The 4,501-nt window shown below is 42.7% G+C and carries 4 protein-coding genes; 2 read left to right on the forward strand and 2 right to left on the reverse strand.

The window, feature by feature from the left end:
* Positions 1-265 precede the first annotated feature (265 nt).
* Positions 266-1,432: a metallophosphoesterase family protein gene (locus tag Q0502_RS11210; protein ID WP_298650759.1), complete on the forward strand. Its 1,167-nt coding sequence runs from the start codon at positions 266-268 to the stop codon at positions 1,430-1,432.
* A gap of 212 nt (positions 1,433-1,644) precedes the next feature.
* Positions 1,645-2,460 carry an endonuclease/exonuclease/phosphatase family protein gene (locus tag Q0502_RS11215; RefSeq protein WP_298650763.1) on the forward strand — a complete coding sequence of 272 codons (816 nt, stop codon included), beginning with the start codon at positions 1,645-1,647 and terminating at the stop codon, positions 2,458-2,460.
* Between the two features lie 158 nt (positions 2,461-2,618).
* Here the strand turns inward: Q0502_RS11215 and Q0502_RS11220 are convergent, their stop codons facing one another.
* Both Q0502_RS11220 and Q0502_RS11225 read right to left on the reverse strand, forming a co-directional pair.
* On the reverse strand, positions 2,619-3,815 hold the full coding sequence (locus tag Q0502_RS11220) for a pyridoxal phosphate-dependent aminotransferase (RefSeq protein WP_298650760.1): 1,197 nt from the start codon (positions 3,813-3,815) through the stop codon (positions 2,619-2,621).
* A 235-nt stretch (positions 3,816-4,050) separates the two neighbouring features.
* Positions 4,051-4,197 (reverse strand): hypothetical protein, encoded by a 147-nt coding sequence (locus tag Q0502_RS11225; RefSeq protein ID WP_298650761.1) that lies wholly within the window; start codon positions 4,195-4,197, stop codon positions 4,051-4,053.
* Between the last annotated feature and the right edge of the window lie 304 nt (positions 4,198-4,501).

Raw genomic sequence — 4,501 nt, forward strand, 5'->3', positions numbered from 1 at the left:
GAAGGGACCGGGGATCCGGTTATCACGATCTTCCCTTCCTGAAAAAAGGACAAGGGTATAACCGGCCAATCTATTGATTGTACCAGGCAGGATTGAAACGCCAAAGTGAAACAGGACGGATTAATCTTTTTTTAAATCATCGATCTGTACATGAAGCCGCTGGTTGATTTCAAGGAGATGTTTGTTCTCATTTATCTATTATTTAACAGGCTCATTTTTTTCTGTAAAAAAAATTTATGTACTTTAGAGCTTCAATAAGTCAGTTATGAAAACAAGATGTTTTTTATTTTTTGTTTATTTGCCGTTTTTTCTTTTCTCCCAAGGTATAAAGATAACGAACGGCCCTTATATCCAGCGAATGGGTGAAAATGAAGCAACCATTATCTGGACGACGAATAACGACGCCATATCCTGGATCGAACTGGCTCCGGCGGGAAATGACAGTTTTTATGCTGCGGAAAGGCCTCAATTTTACGACACCTCCCACGGCAATCGTGTAATAGGTAAATTACACCATGTAACCGTTAAAGGCCTTTCGCCGGGGACCGGATACCGGTACCGGATCTTTTCAAAAGAAGTACTCGGTTACGAAGGGCACCGGCTTCTATTCGGAAATATCGCCTCATCCGAGGTGTACCGAAATAAACCTCTCACTTTTACCACCTTGGATCGGGATAAAAAAGCTTTTTCCTTCCGGGTAGTCAACGATATACATGGAAAGGCCGATAATTTACGGGCTATGTTGAAGGATGTGAAGAAAGAAAACACCGACCTGGTATTCTTTAACGGCGATATGATCTCTACCCTCAATGATGAAAAAGAAATATTTACCGGTTTTATGGATACGGCCGTAGAACTATTCGCCAGCGAGGTCCCGGTATTTTATACGCGGGGGAATCATGAAACCCGGGGAAAGGCAAGTTCCGGGCTTTATGATTATTTTCCGGGTAGCAATGGAAATTTTTATTATGCCTTCCGCCATGGGTCTGTTTTCTTCTTGGTGCTTGATAGCGGCGAAGATAAACCCGATTCTGATATAGAATATTCGGAATTAGCACAATTCGACAACTACAGGGATCAACAAAAAGAATGGATCGAAACGGTCGTTACATCCCCTGAATTCCAATCGGCTCCCTTCCGGATTGTCATTATGCACATTCCACCGGCAGGTTCAACATGGCACGGAACACAGGATGTCGCACAAAAGTTCCTTCCCCTGCTGAATAAAGCCAATATTAATGTGATGCTGTGCGGACATACGCACAATTATAAATATATTGACAGGGGGGAAGAGCAAAATATCCATTTTCCCGTTTTAATAAATGATGATGAAACCTATCTCGATATAACGGTGAATTCCAGGATAGACATACGACAGAAGGATATGTCGGGGAAAACCTTACATACTCATATAATCGACAGTAAAAATTAATATCGAACAACAGTGTATATTTTACCTATAAGTTCCCCTACACCGAAATAAAAAACTAAATTAATCGTATGAAACCGACATGTTTAAAATAATCATTAAACACCCGAAGAGAATGATTATTTTATATATCAAAGGTTCCATACACCGAAAAGAAAAAATAAAATAATCGTATGAAAAAAACAATGCTAATTTTAGGTTTATCCTTTGCAGTAATGATGGCAGCTTGCGCGTATGGAAATAGTAAAAAAGAATGCAATCTTAGGATAGCATCTTTTAACCTGAGGATGGATACCCCCAACGATGGAGATAATGCCTGGCCCAATAGGAAAGAGATGGTGAAAAGTCTGATCAGATTCCACGACCTGGATATTGTCGGAACACAGGAAGGTTTTAAGCACCAGCTCGATGGTATCCTTGAGTTGAACGGTTATGCCTATGTAGGCGCCGGACGGGATGACGGTAAAGATGCCGGTGAACACTCCGCTATTATCTACAAAAAAGACCGTTTTGAATTGCTTGATAACGGTGATTTCTGGTTCTCCGAAACACCCGAAGTTCCCGGGAAAGGCTGGGATGCGACCTGCTGCAACCGCATCTGCTCGTGGGCGAAATTCAGGGATAAATTATCGGGAAAGAAATTCTTTGTATTCAACTCACACTATGACCACCAAGGAAAAGAGGCCCGCAAAAATTCTTCGTTATTACTGGTGAAGATGATCGGACAGATCGCAGGAGACAGTCCGGTGTTCGCTACGGGCGACTTCAATGCCACTCCTGACGACGAACCTATTCATACTATTTATAGCTCAGGCAAGCTCAACGACTCCTATCTTGTAACCCAGGAGCCACCCTATGGAACAGAAGGCACTTTCAACTCGTTCAAACCGAATGCCCCGACGAAAAGCAGGATCGACTATATCTGGGTTACCCCCGGCATCAAGGTCAAGAAATACGGGGTGCTCAACGATATGCCATACGGGCGGTTTCCTTCCGACCATTTCCCTGTAGTTATACAAGCTTCTTTTTAAAATATTGAGCACAAATATGGTTATTCCCGATATAACGAATATGAATCATTTTCCTGAGGGAAAAAATATCCCATTGTGTGCTTTTACTCTTTGGCTGCAATATCGAGGTATTTTTTTTAATGGTTTCTTCCTTCTGCAGGATTGATGATCACCGTATTTTACGACAGTTTTTCCAGTACCTTTTTTATACGTGCAATCGCTTCCACGATACTTTCATCGGATGTGGCGTACGACAAACGGATACACCCGGGAGCGCCGAAAGCGTCCCCACCTACGCAAGCCACGTGACCCTCTTCCAGTAGGTACATGGCCAGATCCGTAGCCGTCTGCACCGTTTTTCCGTTATACGACCTGTTCAGGTAACTTGAGCAATCGGGAAAGATATAAAAGGCGCCCATCGGGTTGTTCACTTTCAGTCCGGGGATCTGCCCAAGCAGTTCCACGATAAGGTTCCTTCTCCTTTCAAAAGCTATCCGCATCTCACCTACGCAGGACTGATCGCCGGCATAGGCTGCCAGAGCCGCTTTTTGCGATATGGAAGATGGCCCGGATGTGTATTGTCCCTGCAACATAGTACAAGCCGATGCAATCCATTGCGGTGCGGCCATCCATCCTATACGCCAGCCGGTCATGGCGTAACCTTTCGATACCCCGTTTATCACCACTACACGATCACGGATAATGTCGAACTGTGCGATCGATTCATGTTGCCCGATATAATTGATATGTTCATAGATCTCATCGGCAATCACATAGACATGGGGATATTTTTCCAGCACACCGGCAAGCGCAGTTAATTCATCTTTGGTATACACACTTCCTGTGGGATTCGACGGGGAGCAGAGAATCAGCGCTTTGGTCTTCGGAGTAATAACCTCTTCCAATTGTTGCGGAGTGATCTTAAAATTCTGTTCGATCCCGGCATAAATGAATACGGGTGTCCCTTCCGCCAGCTTCACCATCTCCGGATAGCTGACCCAGTAGGGAGCAGGAATGATCACCTCTTCATCCTTATCTATAATAGAAAGAATAACGTTGCACAACGATTGCTTCGCTCCGCCGGAAACCACAATTTGTGCAGGTGTATATTCCAGTTTATTTTCTGCCTGCAGTTTTTCGCAAATCGCTTTCTTCAGATCGGGAAAGCCGGCCACGGGAGAATAAAAAGAGAAATTATCGTCAATCGCTTTCTTGGCCGCATCCTTTATATGCCTGGGGGTAGTAAAGTCGGGCTCCCCCACACTCATATTGATCACATCAATGCCCTGAGCTTTCAGTTCATTGCTTTTTTGTGCCATCGCGAACGTTTCAGAAGGCGATAAGGCGGTCAATCTGGATGATAATAAATCCTTCATAAATTGTATATAAATTTAAACTTTTTGTTAGATAACGGAGACAAAGATATACAAAAATACTATTTTAAAAGCGCTTCCATGAGTAAATGATCGGAATATCGCTATATAAGTTTACAAAAAAATAAAAAAGGCTGTATCAAACAGCCTCATTATATATTTATCTAATCAATTTCTTAAAACAAAGCTTTCGTAATCCTTTTCCGGATCACTCAGCTTCAGACAATAGTCCTTTTCATCAGCCGGCTATACGCAAGCTGGCTCTCAAACTCCTGAGTCTGTTCATTCTGTTTGCACGATATGTGGCAGACCCGTTCGAGATGTTCTGCTCCAGATACTTTATCTGGGCCAGAATTTCTTCTTTTGTTAGGCTTTTGATTGTCATAATTTTCCTTTCATTTAAATTTATGATTTATCGGCAAACCGTGTACAAGAAGCCTTGTCAGTAAATTATTGATAACCTGAAAATGATTTCAAATAACTCGCTTGCCATTTAAATCGATACAAAGATACCACAAAAAACATGTTATACAACATATTTTTGATAGATTTTTTTACTTTGAGATAGAGATAATCTATTACAACAAAGAGCGACCCTGTAAACGTAATAGTTTACAGGGTCGCTGTGTTGTTCCGCGGAAGCGGGGGGATTCGAACCCCCGGTACAGTTACCCGTACGGCAGTTTAGC

This window comes from uncultured Proteiniphilum sp. (assembly GCF_937873925.1).
Taxonomy (GTDB): Bacteria; Bacteroidota; Bacteroidia; order Bacteroidales; family Dysgonomonadaceae; genus Proteiniphilum.